General features: G+C 69.6%; 22 protein-coding genes, 2 tRNA genes and 1 pseudogene. 12 read left to right on the top strand and 13 right to left on the bottom strand.

Going from position 1 to position 26707, the window contains the following annotated elements:
* Positions 1–361 precede the first annotated feature (361 nt).
* The 3 genes from hisN to AQJ67_RS11375 all read left to right on the top strand — a co-directional run bounded on the left by hisN (position 362) and on the right by AQJ67_RS11375 (position 3066).
* On the top strand, positions 362–1162 hold the full coding sequence (gene hisN, locus AQJ67_RS11370) for a histidinol-phosphatase (protein WP_062718067.1): 801 nt from the start codon (positions 362–364) through the stop codon (positions 1160–1162).
* A 266-nt stretch (positions 1163–1428) separates the two neighbouring features.
* The gene (locus AQJ67_RS47600) at positions 1429–2175 is read left to right on the top strand and encodes a hypothetical protein (RefSeq protein WP_159058754.1); all 747 of its coding nucleotides are present in this window, start codon (positions 1429–1431) and stop codon (positions 2173–2175) included.
* Between the two features lie 498 nt (positions 2176–2673).
* A complete protein-coding gene (locus AQJ67_RS11375) occupies positions 2674–3066 on the top strand; it encodes a CBS domain-containing protein (protein WP_062718069.1) in 393 nt (130 codons plus the stop codon).
* Positions 3067–3136: 70 nt separating this feature from the next.
* On the opposite strand, the pseudogene AQJ67_RS11380 reads toward AQJ67_RS11375, so the two are convergent.
* A pseudogene (locus tag AQJ67_RS11380) lies at positions 3137–4419 on the bottom strand (catalase).
* A 136-nt stretch (positions 4420–4555) separates the two neighbouring features.
* On the opposite strand from AQJ67_RS11380, the gene AQJ67_RS11385 reads away from it, so the two are divergent.
* The 4 genes from AQJ67_RS11385 (at position 4556) to AQJ67_RS11400 (ending at position 8055) form a co-directional block, all read left to right on the top strand.
* Entirely contained in the window at positions 4556–4972 is a 417-nt protein-coding gene (locus tag AQJ67_RS11385) for a Fur family transcriptional regulator (RefSeq protein WP_048582111.1), read from the top strand.
* 262 nt (positions 4973–5234) lie between these two features.
* A complete protein-coding gene (locus tag AQJ67_RS11390) occupies positions 5235–6002 on the top strand; it encodes an ABC transporter ATP-binding protein (protein ID WP_062718071.1) in 768 nt (255 codons plus the stop codon).
* Complete coding sequence (locus AQJ67_RS11395; protein ID WP_062718073.1) at positions 5999–6829, top strand: ABC transporter permease; 831 nt, start codon at positions 5999–6001, stop codon at positions 6827–6829. Before AQJ67_RS11390 ends, AQJ67_RS11395 begins: the two co-directional genes overlap by 4 nt.
* Before the next feature lie 50 nt (positions 6830–6879).
* On the top strand, positions 6880–8055 hold the full coding sequence (locus AQJ67_RS11400) for an ABC transporter substrate-binding protein (RefSeq protein WP_062718075.1): 1176 nt from the start codon (positions 6880–6882) through the stop codon (positions 8053–8055).
* 72 nt (positions 8056–8127) lie between these two features.
* Here the strand turns inward: AQJ67_RS11400 and AQJ67_RS11405 are convergent.
* From AQJ67_RS11405 to AQJ67_RS11420, 4 genes are all read right to left on the bottom strand, one after another.
* Positions 8128–8201 (bottom strand) — tRNA-Met (locus AQJ67_RS11405).
* A 217-nt stretch (positions 8202–8418) separates the two neighbouring features.
* On the bottom strand, positions 8419–10338 hold the full coding sequence (locus AQJ67_RS11410; RefSeq protein WP_062718077.1) for a tetratricopeptide repeat protein: 1920 nt from the start codon (positions 10336–10338) through the stop codon (positions 8419–8421).
* A gap of 228 nt (positions 10339–10566) precedes the next feature.
* Positions 10567–10640: transfer RNA gene (locus AQJ67_RS11415), tRNA-Met, on the bottom strand.
* A 57-nt stretch (positions 10641–10697) separates the two neighbouring features.
* Positions 10698–13682, bottom strand: a complete 2985-nt coding sequence (locus tag AQJ67_RS11420) for a UPF0182 family membrane protein (RefSeq protein ID WP_062718079.1) — start codon at positions 13680–13682, stop codon at positions 10698–10700.
* Positions 13683–13846: 164 nt separating this feature from the next.
* Here AQJ67_RS11420 and AQJ67_RS11425 point away from each other — a divergent pair, with 164 nt between their 5' ends.
* Positions 13847–14389, top strand: a complete 543-nt coding sequence (locus AQJ67_RS11425; protein WP_062718556.1) for a PPA1309 family protein — start codon at positions 13847–13849, stop codon at positions 14387–14389.
* A gap of 106 nt (positions 14390–14495) precedes the next feature.
* Here the strand turns inward: AQJ67_RS11425 and AQJ67_RS11430 are convergent, their stop codons facing one another.
* From AQJ67_RS11430 to AQJ67_RS11440, 4 genes are all read right to left on the bottom strand, one after another.
* On the bottom strand, positions 14496–15593 hold the full coding sequence (locus tag AQJ67_RS11430) for a YlbL family protein (RefSeq protein ID WP_062718081.1): 1098 nt from the start codon (positions 15591–15593) through the stop codon (positions 14496–14498).
* An 87-nt stretch (positions 15594–15680) separates the two neighbouring features.
* Complete coding sequence (locus AQJ67_RS48185; protein ID WP_167366200.1) at positions 15681–15845, bottom strand: hypothetical protein; 165 nt, start codon at positions 15843–15845, stop codon at positions 15681–15683.
* A gap of 153 nt (positions 15846–15998) precedes the next feature.
* Positions 15999–16460, bottom strand: a complete 462-nt coding sequence (locus tag AQJ67_RS11435; protein WP_062718084.1) for a molybdenum cofactor biosynthesis protein MoaE — start codon at positions 16458–16460, stop codon at positions 15999–16001.
* Between the two features lie 131 nt (positions 16461–16591).
* A complete protein-coding gene (locus AQJ67_RS11440) occupies positions 16592–17710 on the bottom strand; it encodes an SDR family oxidoreductase (RefSeq protein ID WP_062718086.1) in 1119 nt (372 codons plus the stop codon).
* Positions 17711–17902: 192 nt separating this feature from the next.
* Here AQJ67_RS11440 and AQJ67_RS11445 point away from each other — a divergent pair, with 192 nt between their 5' ends.
* On the top strand, positions 17903–19354 hold the full coding sequence (locus AQJ67_RS11445; protein ID WP_062718088.1) for a zinc-dependent metalloprotease: 1452 nt from the start codon (positions 17903–17905) through the stop codon (positions 19352–19354).
* Complete coding sequence (locus tag AQJ67_RS11450) at positions 19351–19866, top strand: NUDIX hydrolase (protein ID WP_062718090.1); 516 nt, start codon at positions 19351–19353, stop codon at positions 19864–19866. The genes AQJ67_RS11445 and AQJ67_RS11450 overlap by 4 nt, the downstream gene beginning before the upstream one ends.
* Positions 19867–19931: 65 nt before the next feature.
* On the opposite strand, the gene AQJ67_RS11455 is transcribed toward AQJ67_RS11450, so the two are convergent.
* The 4 genes from AQJ67_RS11455 to AQJ67_RS11470 all read right to left on the bottom strand — a co-directional run bounded on the left by AQJ67_RS11455 (position 19932) and on the right by AQJ67_RS11470 (position 23843).
* Positions 19932–20687, bottom strand: coding sequence for an AIM24 family protein (locus AQJ67_RS11455; protein WP_062718092.1), 756 nt, complete (start codon positions 20685–20687; stop codon positions 19932–19934).
* 17 nt (positions 20688–20704) lie between these two features.
* Positions 20705–21385 carry an AIM24 family protein gene (locus AQJ67_RS11460; RefSeq protein WP_062718094.1) on the bottom strand — a complete coding sequence of 227 codons (681 nt, stop codon included), beginning with the start codon at positions 21383–21385 and terminating at the stop codon, positions 20705–20707.
* Between the two features lie 11 nt (positions 21386–21396).
* Complete coding sequence (locus tag AQJ67_RS11465; protein ID WP_062718096.1) at positions 21397–23118, bottom strand: TerD family protein; 1722 nt, start codon at positions 23116–23118, stop codon at positions 21397–21399.
* 128 nt (positions 23119–23246) lie between these two features.
* Positions 23247–23843 (bottom strand): M48 metallopeptidase family protein, encoded by a 597-nt coding sequence (locus tag AQJ67_RS11470; protein ID WP_062718098.1) that lies wholly within the window; start codon positions 23841–23843, stop codon positions 23247–23249.
* Positions 23844–24118: 275 nt separating this feature from the next.
* On the opposite strand from AQJ67_RS11470, the gene AQJ67_RS11475 reads away from it, so the two are divergent.
* Both AQJ67_RS11475 and AQJ67_RS11480 read left to right on the top strand, forming a co-directional pair.
* A complete protein-coding gene (locus AQJ67_RS11475) occupies positions 24119–25339 on the top strand; it encodes a TOMM precursor leader peptide-binding protein (protein WP_062718557.1) in 1221 nt (406 codons plus the stop codon).
* Positions 25332–26702 carry an ABC1 kinase family protein gene (locus AQJ67_RS11480; protein ID WP_062718100.1) on the top strand — a complete coding sequence of 457 codons (1371 nt, stop codon included), beginning with the start codon at positions 25332–25334 and terminating at the stop codon, positions 26700–26702. Before AQJ67_RS11475 ends, AQJ67_RS11480 begins: the two co-directional genes overlap by 8 nt.
* Positions 26703–26707: the final 5 nt, after the last annotated feature.

The raw sequence follows: 26707 nt of genomic DNA on the forward strand, positions 1-26707 counted from the left end.
TGGCCAGGAGGTGCCGTCCATCGCTTGAGAACAAAACCGTCCCCAGCCCCCACCCACCCACACGGCGCTACACGGCCCCAGACACCCCCAGCCCGCCCGACGCTGGAGAACAAAACCGTCCCCAACCCCACCCACCCGCAGGGGGCGACGCGGCCCCAGGCACCCCCAGCCCGTCCGGCGTTTGAGGACGAGGCCGTTCAGGCCGATGGGGGTCCAGGGGGCGCAGCCCCCTGGCGGGGTCGAAGGGGCGGAGCCCCTGGGGATGGGACGGGTAGGGGCGGCGGGGGCGAGAAGAGGCCGGGGAACTTGATCGGCTGGCCCCTGTAGCCCCACCCCGACCACGACAGATACCGTTCGTTCCATGCCGGACTACCTCGACGACCTCCGCCTCGCCCACGTCCTCGCGGACAACGCCGACGCCGCCACCATGGACCGCTTCAAGGCCCTCGACCTCAAGGTCGAGACCAAGCCGGACATGACCCCGGTGAGCGAGGCCGACAAGTCCGCCGAGGACCTCATCCGCGGCCAGCTGCAACGCGCCCGCCCAAGAGACGCCATCCTCGGCGAGGAGTACGGCATCGAGGGCACCGGCCCCCGCCGCTGGGTCATCGACCCCATCGACGGCACCAAGAACTACGTACGCGGCGTCCCGGTCTGGGCCACCCTCATCGCCCTGATGGAAGCAGGAGAGGGCGGCTACCAGCCAGTCGTAGGCGTCGTCTCCGCCCCCGCCCTCGGCCGCCGCTGGTGGGCAGCCAAGGGCCACGGCGCCTTCACCGGCCGCAGCCTCTCCTCCGCGACCCGCCTGCAGGTCTCCCAGGTCTCGAAGCTGACGGACGCCTCGTTCGCGTACTCCTCCCTCAGCGGCTGGGAGGACAAGGGAAGGCTGGGCGGCTTCCTCGACCTCACCCGCGAGGTGTGGCGCACGCGCGCGTACGGCGACTTCTGGCCGTACATGATGGTCGCCGAGGGCGCCGTGGACATCTGCGCCGAGCCCGAACTCTCCCTGTGGGACATGGCCGCCACCGCGATCGTCGTGACGGAGGCGGGCGGCACCTTCACCGGCCTCGACGGCCGCCCCGGCCCGCACAGCGGCAACGCCGCCGCGTCGAACGGCCTGCTGCACGACGAGCTCCTCGGGTACCTCAACGAGCGCTCCTGAAGCCGCTTATGGCCGGCCCCCGCCCGTGCCCACCGCATGGAGGCCACCTGAGCCGCCGTGAGGCTGCCATCGGCGTACGTGCGTCAATCGTGACCGGATACCCGTTTCCCGGCAGCCACAGCACTACAGCGAGTGAGTGAGGAAGCCAAGAGCACTTCGTTCGGCGCAAACCTTGTTTGTGCTGATGGCACCCACGGGTAGTCAGGGATCTTGACGCAAGAAACCTCCCGCTTCCTTTCCCAGCCAACTCGGCACGGTGCAATTCCATGAAGACGGAGCTGCTTGTGGCAACCCTTTCCGGGGCTGCCGCCCTGGTGAGCGCGGTCTACAGCTCTCAGGCAAACAAGAAAAATTCCCTTCTGGCTGATGACCTGGAAAGACAGAAGGCGGAGCACAATCGCGTCCTGGAGCGCCAAGATGCCATGAGTCGTTTTCGCGACCCACTACTCTGGGCTGCCTTCGATTTTCAGTCCCGCCTCTTCAATATCCTCAGGGGAGGCTTCCTGCGAATTTACTTCACGCAATCTCATGACCGACAGTACGCAGTTCGCAGCACTCTGCATGTACTTGCCGAGTACCTTGGATGGGTCGAGATGCTCAGGCGCCGCATCTACTTCCTTGATCTCGGCAACCAGGAAGCCAATCGCCAGATCGTGGCCCTGTTCACTCGCATCGGCACCGTCCTGAACAGCGATGGCTATCCAGATCGGCATTTTCACTTGCTTCGCAGCGAGCAGAGAGCCATCGGAGAGCTTGTAATGAAGGACGGCAAAGATGACTGCATGGGATACGCGGAGTTCTGTGCACGGCTGGAATCGGACCCAGAGTTCGCAGGATGGTTTGCACGCCTATCTGACAGTATCGCCGAACTTGCTTCACTTCCGGGACGGCATCCACGTTTGGTAGACCTGCAAGTAGCCTTAATGGATTTGATTGACTTCCTCGACCCAGAGCAAGAGCGCTTTCCTCGGAAGCGCCGGTTCAGAACCACAACCGAAGGCCAGTTGTACTGACCGGCCGACAACGGCGAAAGCATCACTACTGACGGCGCTCCGAGCTCGCAACACGAGCTCACGGAGAGAACCGGCCGTCCATCATGGACAACGACTTGTGGGCGCTGATCGAGCCGTTGCCGCAGGTGCTGTGCAACGATGCCAGCCGGCAACTGTTGCCACTGGACTCTGGCTTCGACTCCGGGCGGACCTGCTGGCGCAGGCGGACCCGGTGGTACGAGCCGGGGCCTCCGACCGGACATCGGCTCCAAGCGGGCCACCTTCACCGTGAGGCCCGACACCGACAACTTCCCAACCCTCTTGCGGGTGTGGCGTAGCTTCGCACCCCGCAAGCGCAGTCGATCTCAACGAGCGCTCCTGAACGCCCCCTTGTTGACCCCCTCTTTACCTGTCACTCTGAAAGTCCCCCCGCTTGTGAATTTGTGCACCGTTCAATAGGCGCCTCCGGCGCCGGGCATGAACAACGGTGCGGGGGCACTTCAGGAGGTGGCTCCATCCATGCTCGTACGTGACGCCATGAGCACCGTGGTCCTCACCATCGGCCCCACCCACACCCTTCGCCAGGCCGCCGCGCTGATGTCCGCCCGTCGGATCGGCGCGGCCGTGGTCCACGACCCCGACGCCGGCGGCATCGGCATCCTCACCGAACGCGACATCCTCAACTCCGTCGGCCTCGGCCAGAACCCGGACCACGAACACGCCCACGACCACACCACCAACGACGTCGTGTTCGCCGCCCCGGAATGGACCCTGGAGGAGGCGGCCCGCGCCATGGCGCACGGCGGCTTCCGGCATCTGATCGTCCTGGACCGCGGCGAGCCCGCCGGCATCGTCTCGGTACGCGACATCATCCGCTGCTGGGCACCCGCACGACAGCACGTGCCGGCCTGACCACGCACGACGGGCCGGGCCCCCGAAGGAACCCGGCCCGTCCGCCACGGCAAGCGGTCCAGTGCTGGAGTCAGCCGCGCAGGTCCGAGACCGCGGCCTCCAGCCGCTTGCCGAAGTCGTCGTCCGCCCGGCGGAAGTTGTCGATCGCCCGCTCGACGATGTCCTCGCGCGACACCGGGGCGATGGCACCCGACAGGTTGGCGATCAGCCGCTCCTTCTCGCCCTCCGACATCAGGCGGTAGAGGTTGCCCGCCTGCACGAAGTCGTCGTCCTCGGCGTGGGCGGGCGCCTCGTGATTGCCCGTGCCGGGCGTGAGGCGGTGAAGGGCTGCCACAGGGGGCGGTCCGTCTGGGCCGGGCCGCCGAAGCTGTTCGGCCCGTAGTTCTTCGCGCCTCCGTGGCGGCCGTCGTAAAGGAAGCGTCACGGGAGTTGGTGCGCGCCTCGGTGGCGTGCGGACGGTTCACCGGCAGGTGGTCGGCGTTGATGCCGACGCGGTAGCGATGCGCGTCGCCGTACGCGAAGAGGCGCCCCTGGAGCATCTTGTCGGGCGACGGGCCGATACCCGGCACGAAATGCGCGGGGCTGAAAATGCTCTGCTCGACCTCGGCGAAGAGGTTGATGGGAGTCGAGGTCCTCACCCGCGAGCCTGTTGGCCTCTTCCTGGGTGAGGTTCCTGATGCCCTGGTCGGTCTTGAAGTGGTACTTGACCCAGAAGGCCTCGCCGGCCTCGTTGTTCCACTGGTAGGTGTGCGAGCCGTAGCCGTTCATGTGGCGGTACGACGCCGGGACGCCGCGGTCACCGAACAGCCAGGTCACCTGGTGGGTCGACTCGGGGCTCAGGCTCCAGAAGTCCCAGACGTTGTCCGGCTCGGTGCTGCCCGTGTACGGGTCGCGCTTCTGCGTGTGGATGAAGTCCGGGAACTTGACGGCGTCCTTGATGAAGAACACCGGGGTGTTGTAGCCGACGAGGTCGTAGTTGCCCTCCTCGGTGTAGAACTTCAGCGCCCAGCCCCGCGGGTCGCGCACGGCGTCCGCCGCGCCGAGGTTCCCGGCCACCGTCGAGAAGCGCAGGAACGTCTCCGTCTGCTTGCCGACCTCGGAGAGGAAGGCGGCGCGCGCGTACCGGCTGACATCGGCGGTCACCGTGAACGTGCCGTAGGCGCCGGCGCCGCGCGCGTGCACCACCCGCTCCGGGATGCACTCCCGGTTGAAGTGGGCGAGCTTCTCCAGCAGGAGCTGGTCCTGGACGAGGACCGGGCCGCCGGTGCCCGCGGTCTCGCTGTTCTGGTTGTCGGCGACCGGCGCACCGGCCTCCGTCGTGAGCGGTCCCTGGGTCCCGTGCGCCTCCTGCATAGGTTCGACCACCTCCGGCCACTCCTGTCCAGTGACCAAAGATGACCCGATCCCATACTGGACTTTGTCTAAGTCAAGCTGAGCTCCAAAGTCACACCCGTTCGGAACCTGGTCCTCCTCTGTTAAGGTGTTCTCCATGAGTGACCTTCTGGAACGGCTGCGCGGACGCGGATGGCGGATGACCGCGCAGCGACGCGTCGTGGCCGAGGTCCTCGCCGGCGATCACGTCCACCTGACGGCCGACGAGGTGCACGCGCGAGCCGTGGCCAAGCTGCCCGAGATCTCCCGCGCGACCGTCTACAACACGCTGGGCGAGCTGGTCACCCTCGGCGAGGTGCTCGAGGTCTCCACGGACAAGCGCGCCAAGCGGTACGACCCGAACGCCCACCGGCCCCACCACCACCTGGTGTGCGCCCAGTGCGGCGCGATCCGGGACGTACACCCGACGGGCAACCCGATGGCCGACCTCCCCGACTCCGAGCGCTTCGGCTTCACGGTCTCCGACGTCGAGGTGACCTACCGCGGCACCTGCCCGAACTGCGCGAAGGCCTAGCACCGCCCTTCGAGCCTCGACACCTTCGAGCCCCGGCAGCTTCGAGCCTCGACACCTTCGAGCCCCGGCACCTGCGACCCTCGGCAGCTTCGAGCCCCGGCACTTCGCGTGCCGGGGCTTCGCGTGCCGGGACTTCGCGTACCGGGGCTTCGCGTGCCGGGGCTTCGCGCTGCCCACCCGCGGGCGGGGTTCCCGAATCTGACGGCCCGTCATATGGTCTACGGCACCCACCGTCCGTTCCGCACTCCGCGAGGAGACCGAAGTGGGAGAGCCGTACCCCAAACTGAGAGCGACCCACCTGACGCGCACCTTCGGCCGAACCCCCCACACGGTCCACGCCCTCGGCCCTCTCGACCTGACCGTCACGCACGGCGAGTTCGTCTGTGTCGTCGGCCCCTCCGGCTGCGGCAAGTCCACGCTGCTCCGGATCGCCGCGGGACTGCTCCGCCCGAGCACCGGCACCCTGGAGATCCATACGACCAGTGCGCGGCCGGCCGCCATGATCTTCCAGGACTACGGCATCTACGACTGGAAGACCGTCCGCGCCAACGTCCGTTTCGGTCTGGACATCCAGCGCGTCCCGCGCCGCGAGGCGAACGCCCGTGCCGACGACTGGCTGGCCCGCATGGGCCTGTCGGACTTCGCGGACGCCTACCCGGCCACCCTCTCCGGCGGTATGCGCCAGCGCGTGGCCATCGCCCGGGCGCTGGCCGTGGAGCCCGAACTGCTGCTGATGGACGAACCGTTCGCGGCCCTCGACGCCCAGCTGCGCACGATCCTCCAGGACGAACTCCTGGACCTCACCCAGTCTCTGAGGACGACCACGCTGTTCATCACCCACAGCCTGGAGGAGGCGATCGTCCTCGGCGACCGTGTGCTGGTCATGTCCGCCCGCCCGGGCCGGATCATCGCCGAGCACCGCCCGCCCTTCCCCCGCCCGCGCACCGGCGACATCCGCGCCACCCCCGAGTTCACGGCGTTGAGAAGCGAGCTGTGGGACCTGCTGCGGAAGGAGGCAGTACCGGCATGACGACACTCACGAAACCACCCTCCGGCTCCGTCCTGGTCCGCCGCCCCGGCCCGCGGGAACTCCACCCCGCCCGCACCCACCGCCGCAGGCGCGCCCTGGAGCTGTCCCTGGCGCTCGCCGTGCCCCTCTTCCTCGTCCTCCTGTGGCAACTGGCCGCCGCCCAGGCCTGGATCGACGACCGCGTCTACCCGGCCCCGTCCACGATCCTCGCCGACGGCTGGGACCGTGCCGCGGCCGGCGACCTCTGGCCGGACGTGTGGGCGACGCTGAAGCGCGTCCTCGCCGGATACGCGGCCGGCACGGCGGCGGGCTACGCCCTGGGCCTGCTGATGGGCTCCCTGTCCCTGGTACGAGCGGCCCTGGAACCGCTCCTGGACGCGCTGTACGTCGTACCGAAACTGGCCCTGCTCCCCGTCTTCCTGAACATGTTCGGCCTGGGCGAGGGCCCGCAGGTGGCCCTGGTGGCGGCGACGGTGTTCTTCTTCGTCTGGATCTCCACGATGTCCGCGGTCATGTCCATCCCCGCCGGTCACCGCGACGCGGGCCAGGTCTTCGGCGCCTCGCGGTGGCAGATGTTCCGCCACGTCCTGCTCCCGGCGTCGCTCCCCGGCGTCCTGGTGGGCGCACGGATCGCGGCGGGCGTGGCGGTCCTGGTGATCGTCGCGTCGGAGCAGATCGCCGCGACCGACGGCCTCGGCCATCTGATCTTCGACTCCCGCGCACTCTTCCAGAACGACGTGATGTTCGTCGGCATCGTCTGCGTCGCGGCCCTCGGAGTGCTCTTCTCCGAACTGATCCGCTTCACCGGCCGCCTGCTCACCCCGTAGGCACCGAGGGACCGGGGACGGGGCCAGTCATGAATGGAAGGGCGCCACTCATGAACAAGAGAACCCACGCGTACGGCACGGTGGTCACCGCCGTCACAGCCGCAGCCGCAACCGCAGCCGTACTGCTGGCGTCGGCGGCGTGTTCGTCACCGTCCAGGTCGGACTCCTCCTCGAATGCGGCCGCCGGACAGCGCACGGTCCGCCCGGTGGACGGCTGCGGCGCGAAGTCCTGGACGGACCCGAAGGACCTCTCCCCGACCCGCGCCCCGGCCCGCTGCCTCCCCGGATCCCCTCCCCCACAGCCGCTGTCCGAGCCCCGCAAGCTGACGATCGCCACGGGAACACTGAGCGCCGAGTACGTGGCTCCCCTGCAAGTCGCCCTCGACAAGGGCGAGTTCAAGAAGGAGGGCCTGGACGTCGAGCTGAAGGTCCTCCCCACCCCGGACGCACTGCCCCTCCTGGCCAAGGGAGACATCGACGCCCTGTGGGCGGCCCCGGAGGCGGCTGTCATGAACGGCATCAAGGGCGGCTTCGACATCAAATGGGTCGCGGCCAACTTCTCCCCCGACCCCAGGTCGAAGAGCGGCCTGTGGGTACGCCTGAAGGAGGGCGAGAGCGCGAGCCGCGTCACCATGGCGGGCCGCAGGCTCGGCACGATGATCGGCAAGGGCTCGGTGATCGCGTACCCCATGGAGAAGGCCCTGGAACAGCACGGCGGCGGCCTGGCCGACATCCAGTACCAGCAACTCGGCTCAGCCGACGTCCTCACGGCCCTGCAGAACGGCGGCGTCGACTCCGCCTGGCTCCTGGACCCGGTCTGGCGCAAGGTGGACGCCCGACAGGGCTACGCCTTCCTCGGCGGCCAGCCCCAGGGCGAACCCCTGGGCGGCATGCTCTACGGCCGCACCCTGCTCCAGGACGACATCGACGCCGGCGTCGCACTCCTCAGGGCCTACATCCGCACGGTCAATTCATACTTCGCATCCGACTACAAGAAGAATGCGACCTTTGTCACATACCTGTCCAAACTCCTGAAGTCAGACGCATCCATCCTCCAGTCCACCCCACCCCTCCGCATGGACTGGGAAATCCGCTCCGGCACGACGACTCGACTCCAGTCGGCCTACGAGGCCCAGGGCGTGGCGGAGGGATCCCCACTCCCGGAGTCCCGGACGGTGAACCGCGCCCTGTATGAGGAGGCAGTGGGCCACGCGCCCTCTCGCTAAAACACCAAAACGCCAAAACGCCAAAAACACCTGGGGCCGGAACCCTTTCGGATTCCGGCCCTAGGCCTTCAGTAGCGGGGACAGGATTTGAACCTGCGACCTCTGGGTTATGAGCCCAGCGAGCTACCGAGCTGCTCCACCCCGCGTCGGTGAACGCAACATTACGTCAGCCGTCCGTCCAGAGCAAATCGCTTCCGGTCCAGGCACCCCCAGCCGCATTTTCAGCCCGTCCGGCGTTTGAGGACGAGGCCCGAAGGGCCGACAGCGGGGTCTGGGGCGGCAGCCCCAGCGGGGTTGAAGGGGCAGAGCCCCTTCAACGGATGGGACGGGTAGGGGCGGCGGGGGCGAAACCCGGCGACAACCTCACGCCGACAGTTCCTCCCGCAGAGCGTCCCGCAACCGCGCCGCCCGCTCCGCAACCTCCCGCGGCCCCAACACCACCGCCCGATCAGCCCACCGCTGCCCCTCCGACAACTCCCCACGACGCGCGTAGACCAGAGCGAGCCGCAACGCCGACCGCCCATGCCCGGCATCCGCCGCCCGCGTCCACCACACCGCCGCCTCCGGCTCACTCCCCTCCCGAGCCAGCAGCAGCCCCAGATTGAACGCCCCGTTCCGCGACCCGGCCTCGGCGGCCTTCCGATACCACCGAGCCGCCTCCACCACATCACCCCGCGCCGCCGCGAGCATCCCCACCCGCACCTGCGCACGCCGATGCCCCTGCGAAGCCGCCCGCTCGTACCACTCCTCGCACTCGGTCTTCTCGTGCACCGTCTCCCCGAGCTCATGCGCGGGCTCCGGCGGACGCCGAGCGTCCAGCACGGTCGCCAGCCGATACGCGGCCTCCCCGCTGCCGGCCCCGGCCGCGCGCCGCAGATGCCGCTCGGCGGCATGCTCGTCGCCGTCCCGCAAACGCGCGATCCCGACCTGGAGCGCCGCCTCCGTGTGCCCGGCGGCCGCGGCACGCTCGTACCATCGCAGCGCGGCCCGCTCCTCGCCCCGCCCGGCGTGCAGGATCCCCAGGTTGAACGCGGCGTCGACACTGCCGGCCTCCGCGGCCTTGGAGAACCACGGCTCGGCCCCCGTCGTGTCCCCGCCCTGAAGCAGCAGGATCGCCAACGCGTTCGCCGCCTCCCGATGCCCGGCGTACGCCGCCCGCCGATACCACTGCTCGGCCTGCGCGGTACGCCCCTGCTCGGCGCAGAGCAGCCCGAGGTTGTACGCCCCGTTCACATCGCCGGCGTCCATCGCGGCCCGGTACCAGCGCTCGGCGGTCTGTGTCTCGCCGCGCTCGGCGTGCAGCGCGCCCAGCGCGTTCGCGGCGTTGCCGTCACCGTCCTGCGCGGCCCGCAGCCACCACACGGCCGCGCTCTCGGTGTCCCCGGCGTCACGCAGCAGGAACCCGAGCGCGCAGGCGGCCCGCGCCTCGCCGTCCTTGGCGGACGTCAGATACCAGCGCCCGGCCTCCTTGAGCTCCCCGCGCTTCTCGAGGATCGCCCCGAGGTGCAGCGCGGCCCTGCGGTGCCCGCGCGCGGCGGCCTGGCGGTACCACTGCGCGGCCTCGTCCAGCTTCGACTCGCCCCGCGCGACACCGTTGTCGGATCCCTCCTCGCCCGTGTGCACCGCCTGCCGGTCCAGCGCACGCGCCAGCCGGTACGCCGCCTCCCGGTGCCCGCGCTCGGCCGCGGCCCGCATCCAGTGCTCGGCCCCGTCGTCGCTGCGGTGCTCCAGCAGATCGGCGAGCGCGTACGCGCCCAGCGCGTGTCCCTGCTCGGCGGACTGCCGCAGCCAGTACTCGGCGGCGGGCTCGTCGCCGCGCTCACGGTGGTGGCGTCCCAGCGCGTGCGCGGCCGCGGCCGACCCGGCGACGGCGGCGATCCGCCACCATCCGGCGGCGTCGTCGGCGTATCCGCGCTGGTGAAGAAGGACTCCCAGGTTGTTGGCCGCGGCCCGGTCGCCCGCGGCGGTGGCGGCACGCAGATGGGGCTCGGCCCCGTCGAGGTCACCGCGACGCAGCAGCATGGCCCCGAGGACGCTCATCGCCTCCACGTCACCAGCCTCGGCGGCGAGCAGCTGTCGTGCCTCCTCGGCGGCCGCCCCGGTCTCGTCCGGGTCCGTCGGCCGGTCCAGGGAGAGCTCACCCTCCTGCTGCGGGAAATCGCCCACCGGCTGCGAGGCACCGTCCGTCGGCCGCGCCAAATCGCCCGTCGGCTGCACAAAGTCGGCAGGCTGCACAAACCGCCCTGTCTCCAACAGAGTTGCCTTGTCCCCCATAACGTCCATCGTCGCACCACCTGCAACCTGGGTACACCTGGTATACCGCAGCCAGTGAGGTCACTTCAGCGTTTTGTCGACATGCCCACAGAGAGACAAGTCAAACACAGTTCCCTCAACTCCCCACGGCGGCGCGACCGTCCCCCTGCCCTGCACATGCGTTCGCACACCACGAAGGCCCGGATCCTCTGGAGGATCCGGGCCTTCGCTGTCGTACGAAATGTTCGCCGACTTCAGTAGCGGGGACAGGATTTGAACCTGCGACCTCTGGGTTATGAGCCCAGCGAGCTACCGAGCTGCTCCACCCCGCGCCGTTGTTCTGCAACCGTATCACGGCGCGGGGTGGGCTATTCGATCAACCGCCGTCCCTATCCGCTGGTGGGACTGCCGGACGGGCTCGGACTCGAACTCGGGCTCGAACTCGGGCTCGAACTCGGACTCGCATCGCCGCCGCTTTCGCCGCCGCCGTTGCCTCCCGTCTTGTCCGCCTGAGCCTGGGCGTCCTCGGCCCGCTTCAGTGCGTCCTCCAGGTCCTCCTGAGCCCGTCCGTACGCCTCCCAGTCACCCTTCTTCAGGGCTTCCTGGCCGGCCTCGAAGGCCTTCTGGGCGTCGTTGAGCGCGTCCTGGACGTTCGGGTTGCTGGACGTCGGCGGAGGTGTCGTACCGCCGCCGTCCTCGTCGCCCTCGTCCGGGGGCTCGGTGGCCGGGCCCTCGGCTCCGAAGACCTTGTTGAGCGCCTCGCCGAGGGTGTCCTCGAAGGCGGTGGTGCCGCCGTAGGAGACCAACACCTTCCGCAGCAACGGGTACTTCAGTCCGCCACCACGTACGTAGACCGGCTCCACATAGAGCAGTCCGCCGTCCAGCGGGACCGCCAGCAGATTGCCGTACTCGACCTCCGAGTCGCCGCCTCTCAGCAGCCTGATGGTCTCAGCGATGTTCTGTTCGGAGTTGAACTGGCTCTGGACCTGACTGGGCCCGTTGACCGTGGTGTTGGTCGGCAGTTTCAGAACTCTGATCTTGCCGTAGTCACTGGTGCCCGCCTCGGCGTCGACAGCCATGAAGGCGCTGAGGTTGTCCCGGCCGTTCGGTGTGAACGTCGTCGTCAGCGAGAACGCCTGTGCCTGCTGGTCGGGCATCTTCATGCTCAGGTAGTACGGCGGCACCGCGCTGCCCGACTTGTTGGTCGGGTCGTCCGGCACCTGCCAGACCTCGCTGCCACTGAGGAACGTCGTCGCGTCCTTCACGTGGTAGCGGGTCAGCAGCTCACGCTGGACCTTGAACAGGTCCTGCGGGTAGCGCAGATGGTCCATCAGCGACTTCGAGATCTCGCTCTTCGACTCCACCGTGCCCGGGAACGCCTTCATCCAGGTCTTCAGGACCGGGTCCTTGGTGTCCCACTGGAAGAGCTTGACCTCGCCGGTGTACGCGTCGACGGTGGCCTTCACGGAGTTGCGGATGTAGTTGACCTGGTTCTGCTGGGCCACCACAGCGCGCGAGTCGTTGGTCGCGGTCAGCGAGTCGGCTGTCGTGTCCCCGAGGGTCGTACGGGAGGCGTACGGGTATCCATTGGTGGTCGTGTACGCGTCGACGATCCACTGGATACGACCGTCCACCACCGCCGGGTAGGCGTCGCCGTCGATGGTCAGCCACGGGGCGACCGCCTCGACGCGCTCCTTGGGCGTGCGGTTGTACAGAATGCGCGAACCGTCGCCGATCGCACCGGAGTACAGGATCTGCGGCTCGCCGAACGCCACCGCGTACGCGGCCCGGTTGACCGGGTTGGAGAGGCTGACCCCGCTGTCGGCCTTGTAGCTGTAGGTCTTCTCACCGCTGTCGTCGGAGTAGTCGATCTCCTTCTGGGGACCGCCGACGATCGAGTACATCGTGGTCTTCTCGCCGTAGTAGACCCGCTGCTCATACGTCCCGAGGTCGCCCTTGGACGGCAGGTCGGACTCGGTGAAGTCCGGTCGGCCCTGGGCGTCGGCGCTGGTGCCCTCGGCGGCCACCACGCCGTAGCCATGGGTGTAGCGGAAGTGGTCGTTGATCCAGTTCCGCTTCGGAATGCCGTTGAGATTGATCTCACGCAGACCGATGACCGTGTCCTGGTCCTTGCCGTCCTTGCTGTACCGGTCGACGTCCAGGTTGGTCGGGAACGCGTAGTAGTTCCTGATCTGCTGGAGCTGCTGGAACGTCGGCGACACGATGTTCGGGTCCAAGATGCGGATGCTCGCCGTGGAGTCGACGTCGTCGCGCAGCTGGGTCTTGTCCTCGGTCTTGCTGGTGCCCGGGTACTCGGTGACCTGCGCGCCGTCGATGCCGTAGGCCTCGCGCGTCGCCTTGAGGTTCTTCTCGACGTACGGCGCTTCCTTGGCCTGCTCGTTCGGCTGGACCTGGAACTTCTGCACGATCGCGGGGTACAGGCCGCCGATGAGGATCGCCGAGAGCACCATCAGGCCGAAGCCGATGACGGGCAGCTGCCAGGTGCGCCGCCACAGGGTGGCGAAGAACAGCAGCGCGCAGATGACGGCGATGCAGAACAGGATCGTCTTGGCCGGCAGATAGGCGTTGGCGTCGACGTACCTGAGGCCCGTCCAGTTGTCGGTGGCCTTGAAGTCACTGGACTTCACGGCGAGCCCGTAACGGTCGAGCCAGTAGGCGACCGCCTTGAGGGCGACGAAGATGCCGATCAGGACCGACAGATGGCCGGTGGCCGCGGCGGTGGCGCGGGCGCCCGGGCTGGTGATGCGCAGCCCGCCGTACAGGTAGTGGGTGAGCGCGGCGGCGATCACGGAGAGGATCGCGGCGGCGAAGCCGAAGCCGAGCAGGAACCGGTACCAGGGCAGGTCGAAGGCGTAGAAGCCGACGTCCAGGTGGAACTGGGGGTCCTTCTCGCCGAAGGGCACGCCGTTGACCCACATCAGCCAGGTGCGCCACTGGCCGGAGGCGGAGGCGCCGGCGATCAGGCCGACCAGGGCGGTGATCGCGAGCAGCAGCCACTTCTTGTACGGCGCGATGCCCATGCGGTAGCGGTCGAGGCTCTGCTGCTCCATCGACATGGCGCTCAGCGGCGGGCGCAGCCGGTGCGCCAGCCAGATGTTGAAGCCGACCGCGAGGGCCATCAAAAGACCGAAGACGAAGAAGAGTCCGATCTTCGTCCACAGCGTGGTCGTGAACACCGACGAGTAGTTCACCGACCGGTACCAGAGCCAGTCCGTCCAGAAGCCCGCGAACATGGTGAAGGCCATGCCGAGGACGGCGAGGACGCCCAGTGTCATGAGCAGCGTCCGGACACGCCGGGACGGGCGGCCCACTCTGATCCGTGGCCCGGTCGGGCCTCCGCCGCGGTCCGGCATCTGGAAAGCCAAGGTTCGCACCCCGAGGTTCGCTGTTGATCCGTCAGGCCCGCGTCTTCGTGGACCCTCCGTGGCCCCCCGTGATCGCGGGCCCACACCTATGCAACTTACTCACCGTTTACTCAGTTCCCGATTCCGCCCAGGAACGAGAGAGGATTGTGACCATGTCCAACACTCCCATGGCGGCGAGCCCGCTCACCCGGGCCGTTCTCGAGATCGACGAGTACGCCTCCGGCCTCGGCTGGGACCAGCCCGCCCGCCTTTTCGCCCTCGTAGACACCGCACGGCTGCGGGCCCAGGAACCCGGCCTCGCCGCCCAGCTCGGCCTGGGGGACGAGCAGGAGTCCTCCGGCCTGACCCCGATCGAGCAGGACGAGATTGAAACGGGCAAGGCGCTCGATGAGTTCCTCGGCACCATCGCCTGGCCCGACGCGGTGGTCGGCTGCGCGCTCACCGTCGAGCGGCTCATGCTGCCCCCGTCCGCCGAGGCCCAGGTCCCGCAGGGCCTCAGTGGTGCCAAGCTCACGAAGTGGGTGGCGGACCACCCCGACCGCCAGGAGGTCCGTATGACGGTCGCGGTGCTGCGCGACGGCGCCCGCGAGTCGGCCCTGCGCCTGCGCGAGAAGGACACCCCGACGGAGGTCCTCACCGGCCCGGACCTGATCCCGGGTCTGGCGGAGGCACTGGCGGCGACGTTCGAGGACTGAGGTTTTCCCGTACGGCATCGGAGCTCGTGAGCTCTTCTGGTACGGCAGTGGGGGCGCCCTTGAGATGAAGGGCGCCCCCACTGCCGTGTGCTCGATGCCTGCTCGCTCAGCTCTTGGTCGTGCACTTCGGCAGGCCGGCGGTGTCGCCGGAGCGGATGTCCTTCAGGGCGCCGAGGGCGTCGTCGATGGTGCCGACCTTGACCAGGGTGAGCCCGTCGGGGACGTCCCTGGCGGCGGTCGCGCAGTTCTCGGCCGGCGTGAGGAAGTACTGGGCGCCCTTGTCGCGGGCGGCGATGGTCTTCATCTCGATGCCGCCGATGGGCCCGACCTTGCCGTCGTCGTCGATGGTGCCGGTGCCGGCGACGAACTTGCCGCCGGTGAGGTTGCCCGGGGTGAGCTTGTCGTAGAGACCGAGCGAGAACATCAGGCCGGCGCTGGGGCCGCCGACGTCGGCGAGCTTGATGTCGATGGTGAACGGGAAGGTGTGGTCGGTCCCGGCGGAGATCCCGACGATGGCGCGCTTCTCGCCGCTGTCGTCGGACTGGGCGGTCCTGATGGTGACCTTCTCGGTCTTCGTCGGCGTCCTGCGCTCCTTCTCCGCGGCGGCCTGCTCCTTGGCCGGCACGATCGTGAAGACGACGTCCTGGCCGGGCTTGTGCTTGGTCACCAGCTTGGCGACGTCGCCGGGTTCCTTCACCGTCGTGCCGTCGACGGACTTGATGACGTCACCGGCGTGCAGTTCGCCCTCGGCCGGAGTTCCCTTGACGACGGTCGAGACGATCACCCAGCTCTGCACCGGGATGTCCAGCGCCTCCAGGGCGGCGACCTTGGCGCTCTCCTGGGACTGGCTGAACTCCTCGGCGTTCTCCTGGGTGGACTGCTCCTCGGTCTTGCCGTCCGGGTAGAGGGTGTCGTGCGGGACGACCTTGTTGTCGTGCGCGAGCCATCCGTAGACGGCCTCCACCAGGTTCATCTTGTAGTCGGCGCCGGTGACCCGGACGGTGGTCATGTTGAGGTGCCCGGAGGCCGGGTAGGTCTTGTGTCCGGAGATCTGCAGCACCGGCTCGCCGTCGTGATCGCCGAGCGTGTTCACCGTCGGCCCCGGGGACATCTCCGCGTAGGGCACGGGGATGAAGACTCCCGCGCACAGGAGCGCGATCAGCATCAGGGTGGAGGCGAGCATCGTCGCGGTGCGGCGTGGCATGCCACGACAGTACGTGACAGTCCTGTCAGTGCCCCGTCAGGGCCGTCTGACAGTGTCCCGTCAGAGCCGCGAGCCGGGCCCTCTTGATCATGTATGGGAAGAGGGCTTCTCCATGGCCGCGCGGAAGCGGGCATAGCCGTCGAGCTCGGGGCCGTCGCCCCGTGCCTTCCGGGTCCGGTTGGCCCAACTGCCCCACAGGCCGGCGAAGACCGCAGCCACAAGCGGAATCAGCAACCAGGCGAGCGCCGCCATGCCGACCTCCCATCCCCAAATGAGCGACCGCGAACTGACTGATCAGCAGATTAACCACTGGCACTGACAACGCTCACGCCAGGGGTGCGGTTACGCAACCGGAGTGGGGTGGATGGGGGTGCGGAAGGGCTGTACGAGGCTCGGACGGGTGGTTCAGCAGGCGCCGACCCACTCCTCCGTGCCGTCCGAGAACCTCTGGTGCTTCCAGATGGGCACCTCGTGCTTGAGGTCGTCGATCAGTTTCCGGCAGGCCTCGAAGGCCTCGCCGCGATGGGGACAGGAGACGGCGACGACCACGGCGAGATCCCCGACCTTGAGGTCCCCGACGCGATGCACGGCCGCGAGCGCCCGCACCGGATACTCGGCAACGACCTTCTCGGCGACGCGCCGCATCTCGGCCTCGGCCTGCGGGTGGCACGAGTACCCGAGCTCGTCGACATCGGCACCGCCGTCGTGGTTCCGCACGGTTCCCACGAACAAGGCGGTCCCACCGGCGGCATCGTCCCCGACGGCCCGGAAGACCTCGTCCAGGGAGAGGGCCGTCTCGCGAATGGCGATGAGCTTGACGGGATCCTGAGCGCCCTGCTCACCGGGGTGATCGTTGGAAGGTGCCATGACCCCATCGTGCCCCACACGCGCGAGGGCGGGAAATAGCCTTATCGCCCGGCACACGCGTGTGCGGCTTGGAGCCTCCTACAGTCCGCGAGCGGACGACACCGCGCAGGGGCCGCGGGCCCTGTTCCCCCTCAGATCCGCCGCCTGGCCTTCCGGGCCCGCCGCACCACGGCCGCCGCGCCCAGCAGGGCCACCGTCGCTCCCGCGGCACCGGCCGCCGTGGCGTCCTTGCGGCCGAGCCGCCGTCCGGCGACGGTGTGCCTGCCGGAGACCTCATCCAGCAGCTCCGCGAGCACTTCCTCGTTGGTCCACTGCGGCCGCCAGCCCGCGTCATGGAGCCGGCTCCCGCTCACCACCCAGGGATACATCGTGTAGGCCAGGTCGCCGGCCGGAGAGGGCGTTAGTCCGATCCGGTGCAGCCGGGCCGCAGCGCCCAGCGCGACCGCCGACGGCAGCTCCATGCGCCGGATGCCGCTGAGCTCCTCGACCTCCTCCTGCTCCAGCCACCCGTCGCATCCGACGGCGAGTTCCCCGTCGACCTTCTCCAGGACGGCGTACTCCAGGGCGCTGCACAGATCCTCGACATGGCAGAACTGCCAGGCAGGCCGCGAGCCGGCGACGACAAGCAGCCGAGGTGACTCGAAGTACCTGGTCAGCGCGGTGTCGGTGCCGCCCACGAGCACCGCGGGCCGGACGACGGTGACATTAAGTCCCGGATGGGCCCGGGGCGCCCTGCGCGCGAGGCGCTCGATCTCCAGCAGGTCCCCGACGCCGGTGGCCTCCGCCGTGGCCCGCAGCTCGGCGTCCTCGGACAGCGGCAGCTCGTTGTCCGGCAGCGCCCCGTAGACCATCGCCGAGGTGCACAGCACGACCCGGTGGATCCCGGCCGCCGCCGCGGCCGTCAGCACGGTCTGCGTCCCCCGAACGTTGTATGCCGTCCTGGCGGCGGGATCGGTCTCCAGATCGAGGTCGAGCGCCAGGTGCACGACGACGTCGGCGCCCCGCAGCTTGTCCGCGATGGCCGGATCCCGCACGTCCAGGATGTGCCACTGCGCCGCAGCGCACTCACCGCGCCGCTCGTCGATCGCGATGACCTGCTTGACCTCGTCGGACTCGACGAGCCGCTCCGTGAGCAGCGCGCCGATGCCGGACGCGGCACCGGTCACCGCGACGACGGGACCGCGCACGCCGCGCGCGGACGGGGTTGACTGGTTTCGCGCTGCGCGAACCTGCGGATCAGGGGAACTCACCGGGCGTCTCCAGCGGTTGTCTTCAGTACGAACGTGAGTGACGCGTACGTACCAGGTGGCATCCATCCTGCCGCAGGCGAAGAGCCGGCGAAGCACCGAGGCCCGATCGGCTCGCGGTGTCTACGCTGGGTGGTGTTATCGGGCAGCCGCGCCGCCGGTGCCAGCCGGTGGCCTTACCAGCCGAGGAATCCCGTGAGTGACACCCCATTCGGATTCGGCCTTCCGCCGGAGGAGCCGGACGACGGCGACGAGGGCAAGAAGAAGGACCAGCAGAGCGGTGGTGGTCAGGGTCCGGCCAACCCGTTCGGTTTCGGCGGGCTGCCCGGTGCCGGGGGCATTGGCGGCCCCGGCGCGGACAATCCGTTCGCTGCCATGTTCGGTTCGCTGAACCCCACCGACCTGGGGGCCGCGTTCCAGCAGCTGGGGCAGATGCTCTCGTACGAGGGCGGCCCGGTGAACTGGGACATGGCCAAGCAGATCGCCCGCCAGACGGTCTCCCAGGGCACCGCGGACGGCACGAAGGACGCGAGCGTCGGCCCCGCCGAGCGCACCGCCGTCCAGGAGGCCGTACGCCTGGCCGACCTGTGGCTCGACGACGCGACGTCCCTGCCGTCCGGCGCGGGCTCCGCCGTGGCGTGGTCCCGCGCGGAGTGGGTCGAGGCGACCCTGCCCGCGTGGCAGGAGCTCGTCGACCCGGTCGCCGAGCGCGTCGGCACCGCGATGGGCGACGTCCTGCCGGAGGAGATGCAGGCCATGGCCGGCCCGCTGATCGGCATGATGCGCTCGATGGGCGGCGCCATGTTCGGTACGCAGATCGGGCAGGCCGTCGGCGTGCTCGCGGGCGAGGTGATCGGCTCCACCGACATCGGTCTGCCGCTCGGCCCGGTCGGCAAGGCCGCGCTGCTGCCGGTCAACATCGAGACGTTCGGCAAGGACCTGGGCGTGCCCAAGGAGGAGGTGCGGCTGTACCTCGCCCTGCGCGAGGCCGCCCACCAGCGCCTGTTCGCGCATGTGCCCTGGCTGCGCTCGCACCTGTTCGGCGCGGTCGACGGCTACGCGCGCGGGATCAAGGTCGACACGGCCAAGCTGGAGGACGTGGTCGGCCAGTTCGACCCGCAGAACCCCGAGCAGCTCCAGGACGCCCTCCAGCAGGGCATGTTCCAGCCGGAGGACACCCCGGAACAGAAGGCGGCCCTGGCCCGTCTGGAGACGGCTCTGGCGCTCGTCGAGGGCTGGGTGGACGCGGTGGTGCACGCCGCCGCGAAGCCGCGCCTGTCGTCCGCCGACGCCCTGCGCGAGACGCTGCGGCGGCGCCGCGCCTCGGGCGGGCCCGCGGAGCAGACCTTCGCCACGCTGATCGGCCTGGAGCTGCGCCCGCGCCGCCTGCGGGACGCCTCCCGGCTGTGGGCCTCGCTCACGGACGCGCGCGGTGTCGACGGCCGTGACGCCCTGTGGCACCACCCGGACATGCTGCCGACGGCCACCGACCTGGACGACCCGGACGGTTTCGTGCACCGCGAGCAGATCGATTTCTCCGAGCTGGACAAGATGCTCGGCGAGGCGGCGGGCGGCTCGGCCGGGAAGCCCGACCTGACGAAGGACGACGAGTCCAAGGACGACGGCAAGGGCGACGGCGCGGAGTGAGCCTGTACGACGACGCGGTCCTCGTGCTCAAGGGGTACGAGGACCAGGAAGAGCTGCGCCGGACGTATCTGGAGCACCTGGAGACCCACCCGGACGGCATGTGGAAGGCCTGCGGGGACGGACACATCACGGCGAGCGCGCTGGTGATCGACCCGTCGAGCGAGCGGGTGCTGCTCACGCTCCACAAGAAGCTGCGCATGTGGTTGCAGATGGGCGGCCACTGCGAGCCGGCCGACGACACGCTGGAGGCGGCGGCGCTGCGTGAGGGGAGCGAGGAGTCGGGCATCGCGGGACTGACCCTGCTGCCCGGCGGCCCGGTGCGCCTGGACCGCCATCACACTCCGTGTGCCTGGCACCTCGATGTCCAGTACGCGGCGCTCGCCCCGGCGGGCGCCGTGGAGGCCATCAGCGACGAGTCGCTCGACCTGCGCTGGTTCGCCTACGACGAGGTGGCGGACGTGGCCGACGAGTCGGTCGTACGACTGCTGGAGGCGACGCGAGCGAGGCTCTAGACCTTCGGGCACGCGTAAGGGGCGACCGCCATGGCGGTCGCCCCTTACGTCTGTTTTCCGGACGGTCAGCTCCAGACGTTGCCCTGGTTCTGCCCCCGGGCCCCCTGCTGCCCCATGCCGTACTGCGCGGCGAGGCCGGAGCCGATCTGGGCGTTCTGCGGCGGCAGCAGCTCGCTGGGCTGCACGATCGCGTAACCGCTGCCCATGAAGCTGAGCTCCCAGCCCTCACCGGTGTTGCCGCGGCGCCGCCACACTCCGGAGGAGTGCGTCTGGGCCTGCATCTGCACGCGCAGGCTGGTCGACCAGGCGACGATGGCGTCGGCGTCGCAGTTGACGTACTTGTCGGGCGTCACCTGCATCATCAGCGGCATCCCGGAGGTCATGAGGGCGACCTTGCCGCGGCCGGTGATGTTGAGCTGGTACTTCCCGGAGCCGGAGATGCCGTAGAGGCTGTCCACGGCGATGACCTCGTGGTGCAGCGAGGAGTCCATCGCCAGCACGTAGCTGCTGTCGACGGTCAGCCCGTCCTGCTCCACGTCCACCAAATGCACGTGCTGCTTGAGGTTGGCGAGATAGACCGTGCCCTGCCCGTGGCAGCGCATGAGGTCGAGGCCCTCACCGGTGTGCGCACGCGCGCGTCCCTGCTGGTTGCTCTGGAATTCGGCGTCGAACTCGACCAGGCCCTGGTAGGCGACCATCGTGCCCTTGCGGGCGAGGATGTCGTCGTGGCCCTCCAGGGCCACGCGGAGCATCTGCTTGTTCTGCAGGCTCCAGCGGTCCTGGGTCTGCTGGTCGTTGTAGGCGAAAAGCGGACTCTGCATGGCGTTCTGGCTCCCCCTCAGCCCCGGACCCGGAGACGGTCGGTGCTGTCCTCGCTGGGCTGGACGACGACGATGCCCTGGCCGGAGAAGGCCATCTGGTAGGCCTCGCCGCTGCCCCGGCCGATGAGCGACTGCGCCTTGAAGCTGCGCTTGCCCTTGACCTTGAGGTTGGGCGACCAGGCGACGAGCGCGTCGGGGTCGACGTACGTCTCGTCCTCGCCACCGCCGCAGTCCACGACGATCGGCTTGCCCCGGGAGGTCAGCGCGACCCAGCCCTGCCCGGAGATCTTGGTGTTCCACAGGCCCTGGCCGGCGAACTTCGCCAGGCCCTTCACCCGCTCGACACCCCACGTCAGATGCGCGTCGAAGGCGAGCAGGTTGGTGGCGTTGACGGAGATGCCGTCGCCGTTGAGGTTGATGACGACGACGTTGGCGCCGTAGTCGGCGAGGTAGAGCAGCCCGTCGCCGGTGCACTTCATCAGGGGTGCGCCCTCACCGGTCATCCAGTCCTTGGCGATCTGGCGGACGGCCGGCGGGTTGGGCTCGTACTGGACGAAGCCCTCGTAGGCGACCATCGAGCCCACGCGCGCGAAGAGGTCGTTCCCGGTCTGCATGGCGATCTTCGCCATGTGGTTGCCGTGGTTCTCCATGCGGGCGGTGACGGGTGCGGGGGCGAAGCCCGCGAGTGGCTGGTTCATGACGGGCTCCCTCAGATCTCGTACGGCTGGACGACGATGAAGTTGCCGGGAGCGGCCCGGAACTGGAGGTTGACGCTCTCTCCGGTGTCTCCGGGGTAGGCGTTGCGACGCATCCGCACCTGGCTGGAGACGATCACCTGGGCGGCGGACGACCAGGCGACCACGGCGTTGGCGTCGGCGAACGTCGTGGGCGTGACCGGGAGGACCACGGGCGTGCCGTGCGTCTTCACGACGATCGTGCCGGTGCCGGTGAACTGCATCGTGAACAGCGCGCCGCCGGGGATCCCGTGCCCCTCGATGCGACGGACCTCGTACTGGAGGCTCTCGTCGAAGGCGAGGACGTTCTCCGCGGAGACGCAGATGCCGTCGCCCTGGAGCTCGATGGGGTGCAGCATCGTGGAGTTCTCGGCGAGGAAGACCTGGCCCTGGCCGGTACAGCGCATCAGCTGCATCTCCTGGCCGGTCGCGTTGCCCACGATCCGGCCGGCGAAGCCGGCGCCCTTGTAGCTGAAGTCGACCTTGCCCTGGTAGAGCACCATGCTGCCCTGTCGGGCGAGCACGGGGTGCCCGCCGACGCCGAGGTCGACGCGGACCAGCTTCTTGTTCTGCTGCGTCCAGCGCTGGCCGGTGGGCGTCTCCTTGAACTGCTGGAGAGCCGCGGCCACACCGGGGCCCTGGGGGGCGCCTTGAGGAACGCCCTGAGGCGCGCCCTGCGGGGCTCCGTACGGCGCCTGCTGGGCCGGGACCTGCCCGTAGGGGGGCTGCTGGCCGTAGCCCGGAGGCGGGGTCGGCTGGCCGTAACCGGGCGGCGGGGCGGGGGCCTGGGGCGCCTGCTGTGCCGGCGGTGCCTGGGGGTAGCCGTAGCCGGGAGGCGGCGGTGCGCTGGGCTGGCCGTACGGCTGCTGGTTCGGCTGGCCGTAGGGCGCGGGTGCCGGGGCGGGCGGCGGCGGAGCACCACCGGGCGGTGTCATGGGCGCGACGATGGTCGGCTGCGCGTGCACCGAGGGCGCCGGGCTCGGAGGCGGTGGCGTGGCTCCCGGCGGGGGCGCGAAGCCCTGCGCGGCTGGGGCGGGCGCGGGAGCGGGCGCCGGGGCGGGGGGCTGCGGGGCGGGAGCAGGGGCCCCGGCCGGGGCGCCGAACGCGGGCGGTGCGAAGCCAGGGGCCGCGCCAGCCTGAGCCTGCGGCGCGGCGGCGGGCGTCTCCTCCTCGGCGACCTCGCCGCCGAAGTTCCTCAGCAGCGCCTCGAGGCCGCCGTCGAAGCCCTGGCCGACCGCGGCGAACCGCCAGACGTCCTTGAGGTAGAAGTCGCCCAGCATGACGGCGCGTTCGGTGGAGAACTCCGAGCCGCTGAAGGCGTACCGGGCCACCTCCTCGCCGCCCGCGACGATACGGATGTATCCGGGGTTGACCTGCGACATCTGTCCGTCGCCGTCGATCGTCGCCGTGAAGGACAGCTTGTGGATCTGCGGAGGGATCTTGTCGAGCGTGATCCGGAAGGACTCCGTGTCCCCGGCCTGGGCGCCGAGGAGCTGGATGGACTCCTCGGGGGACTTCGGCTGGTTGAAGAAGACGAAGTAGCGGTCGTCCGAAAGCCGTTCGTCGGCGTCGAGACCGAAGCAGCTGATGTCGAAGGTCAGCCCTGGAGCGGCGATCTGTACCCCTACGTACAGATCTGTGCCCGTGGTGAGGTCACTGATCCTGGCCTTGTGGCCGCGTTGGAATTCCCTGGCCATGCGTAACGACCGTCCCCCATCCCGAATGTGAGTGCGTCGCGCCAGGCTAACGGCAAACTCGGACATCGAGCGAAGCCGGTACAGACCCGGTACACAACCCTCGCCGGGTCAGACAGGGACAGGGCGAGTCATTCGCCGCGCGCGCCGGGCAGATGGGGCAGCCGCTCGGCGGCGACCACGCCCTCCAGGTACCCCTTCGCCCGCTCGGTGCGCGGATACGCCTCCAGCAGCCGCCAGAAGCGGGGCCCGTGACCGGGCACCAGGAGATGCGCGAGTTCGTGCAGAAGGACGTAGTCGACGACGTACTCGGGCATGCCCTGCAGACGGTGCGAGAGACGGATGCTGCCCTCGGCCGGGGTGCACGAGCCCCAGCGCGTGTTCTGGTTGGTGACCCAGCGAACCGAGCTGGGTCGGGCGCGGCCGTCGAAGTACTGTTCCGACAGCCGCTCGGCGCGCTCGGCCAGTTCGGTGTCACCGAGGACCCGCTTGCTCTCCTGGGCGGCCAGCTTGTCGAGCATGACGTTCACCCAGCGCTGCTCCTCCGCCTCGGACATCCGGGCGGGGATGAGCACGACGGTACGGTCGCCCTCGCGGTACGCCGAGACCGTCCGGCGGCGCCGGGCGCTCCTGCGGACCTCGATCGCGCTCGCCCCCGAGCCGCTCGACGGCGGGCTCGTCGTACGGCGCTGCGGCGTTCCGGCGCGGTGCAGTGGGTCGGCGGACACGCCCCGACGTTACCCGCTGCACATGGGGGAAGTCCCGACTCCGGGACGGTTCGATGCCGATCCCCCACCATGCGTTTGATTTGTACGACGAATATCCACCGCCTGTGGACAACTTTCGGCGCCGGACGCCGCGTCGGGGCATGCTGGCAGTCACCGGCGGAGCTGCGACCGAGCTCCACCGGCACACGGGGACGCACCACGAGGGCTACGGGGGCCTGTTCATGCAAGCGACGGTTTCGACGGTTTCAGAGGCTTCGGACGACTCGGCGGCACCGGTGGCTCCGCTGCTGAAGCCCGCGCTCCGGCGGGGTTGGCGGGATCTCAACACCGTTCAGTTCGGGATGACTCCGGCACACGCGCTGACGCTGGGTCCGATGGACACGGCGACGGGCAGCTTCCTCGACCTGCTCAACGGCACCCGCGGTCTGGAGCTGCTGCGCGAAGAGGCCCGCCGCATGGATCTGCCGGACGGTCATGTCGACGGTCTGGTGCGGCGGCTGGCGGGGGCGGGGCTCCTCGACGACGCGAAGGGCGGCGGCCCGGCCGCCGACGCACTGCGCCGCAAGAAGGAGGTCCTGGACCGGCTGCGCCCCGATCTGGCCTCCCTGTCCCTGACCACGTCCGAGCCGGGCGAGGCGATGGGCCGGCTTGCCGCCCGCCGCTCACTGCGAGTGCAGGTGAGGGGGGCCGGCCGGGTGGGTTCGATGGTGGCCTCGCTGCTGTCCGGCGCCGGGGTCGGCGAGGTCGACGTGCGGGACGTCGGCCGTGTCGAGCCGGGGGACGTGGCACCGGGCGGGCTGCCCGCGGAGGCGGTCGGCGAGCGCAGGGACGAGGCGGCGCGGCGGGCCGCTCGCCGCTGCGCACCGGACCGCCCACCGCGCCGCAGCTCCCGGTCAGCCCGCGATCCGGACGGCATCGGCTACTCGCTGGTGATCATCGCGCCGAGGGACGACGTCGCGGTGCACGCCCCCTCCCCGTCCGCCGCCGAACCTCTGATCTCCTCCGGTACGCCCCATCTGTACGCCGGTGTCGTGGAGGCGACCGGCGTGGTCGGCCCGTTCGTCCTGCCCGGCGAGACCGCCTGTGCCGGCTGTCTCCACGAGGGGCGTACCGACCGGGACCCCGTCTGGCCCCGCCTGGTCGCGCAGTGGCGCTCCGGCCTGGGCAGGGCACGCCAGGTGCCGCCCTGCGATCTCACGCTGGCCACCACGATCGCCGGACTGGCCGCGGCGCACGCCCTCGCGTTCCTGGACGGCCGGGTTCCGTCGAGCGCGGGTGCACGCTGGGAGGTGTCCCTGCCCGGTCTCAGCTGGCACGCCCGACCGGTGTGGGCACACCCCGCATGCCCGTGCGGCGCCACGGAAAAAGGTGAGGGAGAACACCCCTCCGAGGACGCGGGGTCACACGAGACAATGGCGGAGCAAGGGCCGTCGAAGAAGTTACGCCGTAAGGCAGACGCGGAGCGGCCGGCTGGGACCAGGAGGGCGCATGTCTGATCTTCCCCGCAAGGCGGTCACCCGTACCGCCAAGCTCGCCGCGCTTCCGCTCGGCTTCGCCGGGCGGGCGACCTGGGGACTCGGCAAGCGGATCGTCGGCGAGTCCGCGGAGATCGTCGGCCGCGAGCTGCAGCAACGCACTGCGGAGCAGTTGTTCAAGGTGCTCGGCGAGCTCAAGGGCGGCGCGATGAAGTTCGGGCAGGCCCTGTCCGTCTTCGAGTCGGCCCTGCCCGAGGAGATCGCCGGCCCCTACCGCGCGGCGCTCACCAAGTTGCAGGAGGCGGCGCCCCCGATGCCGACGCGCACCGTGCACGCGGTGCTGGCGGAGCGACTCGGCGAGGACTGGCACGACCTGTTCCTGGAGTTCGAGGACAAACCCGCCGCGGCGGCCTCGATCGGCCAGGTGCACCGGGGGGTGTGGCACGACGGCCGCGAAGTGGCGGTCAAGGTGCAGTACCCGGGAGCCGGCGAGGCCCTGCTGTCCGACCTTAACCAGTTGAGTCGTTTCGCCCGGCTACTGGGTCCGCTGATTCCCGGCATGGACATCAAGCCGCTGATCGCGGAGCTCAAGGACCGGGTCTCCGAGGAACTGGACTACGCCTTGGAGGCGCAGGCCCAGCAGATGCACGCGGAGGAGTTCGCCGACGACCCGGACGTCGTCGTGCCGGCCGTGGTCCAGCAGTGCGAGCAGGTCCTGGTCACGGAGTGGATCGACGGCATCCCGCTCTCTGAGGTGATCTCGGATGGCACCGAGGAGCAGCGCAGCCGCGCTGGGCAGCTCCTAGCCCGCTTCCTCTTCTCCGGCCCGGCCCGCACCGGGCTCCTGCACGCCGACCCGCACCCGGGCAACTTCCGCCTGCTGCCGGGCGGCCCCGACGGTGCGGACGACTGGCGGCTGGGTGTCCTGGACTTCGGCACGGTGGACCGACTTCCGGGCGGTCTTCCGACGCCGATCGGCGAGTCCCTGCGTATGACCCTGGACGGCGAGGCGGACGCCGTCTACGACCTTCTCCGCGCCGAGGGCTTCGTCAAGGAGTCCATCGACCTGGAGCCGGACGCCGTCCTCGACTACCTCCTGCCGATCATCGAACCGGCCCAGGTCGACGAGTTCACCTTTACCCGCGGCTGGATGCGCAGCCAGGCCGCCCGCGTGGCTGACCCCCGCTCCCCCGCCTACCAGCTGGGCAAGCGGCTCAACCTGCCCCCGGCGTACCTCCTGATCCACCGGGTGACGTTGAGCACGATCGGGGTGCTGTGCCAGCTGGGGGCGACGGTGCGACTGCGCGAGGAACTGGAGGAGTGGCTGCCGGGGTTCGTTCCGCAGGAGATGACGGACGAGGAGGAGCCGGCGGCCGAGGCCTGACCGGT

Origin of the sequence: Streptomyces caeruleatus (assembly GCF_001514235.1) — a bacterium.
In the GTDB taxonomy this organism is placed as follows: domain Bacteria; phylum Actinomycetota; class Actinomycetes; order Streptomycetales; family Streptomycetaceae; genus Streptomyces; species Streptomyces caeruleatus.